The sequence below is a fragment of the Bacillus sp. NTK071 genome (assembly GCF_017303315.1).
Classification (GTDB): domain Bacteria; phylum Bacillota; class Bacilli; order Bacillales; family Guptibacillaceae; genus Guptibacillus.
The window spans coordinates 1-260 of the sequence record NZ_JAFKOI010000133.1 but is presented as its reverse complement, the minus strand read 5'-3'; the positions used below and the strand labels follow the sequence as shown (position 1 = coordinate 260).

Below are 260 nucleotides of genomic sequence, written 5' to 3'. Positions count from 1 at the left end.
CCACGGGCGAGGCGCGCTTCGCCATCGAGGCGGCTTTGCAGAATATCGGGCGACTGGCGCCGGGTCTTGCGGGCAATCTGACGCTGGCGGGCGATGTCGCGCGCGCGGCGGGCGATACGGGCTACCGCGTGGATCTGCGCGCGTCCGGCCCGCAAGGCATGACCGCCACGGCGCGCGGGCGGGTGAACGAGGATTTCACCATGGCCGTGCAGCTTGACGGTCAGGTACAAAGCCAGCTTCTGAACGCGATGCTGGAACCC

At 69.2% G+C, this 260-nt stretch carries 1 protein-coding gene; it reads left to right on the top strand.

Features of this window, described 5'->3' with window-relative positions; all coding sequences use genetic code 11:
- Window positions 1-260: hypothetical protein (locus JI666_RS22240; RefSeq protein ID WP_206895093.1), on the top strand; the 260-nt coding region annotated here is incomplete at both ends.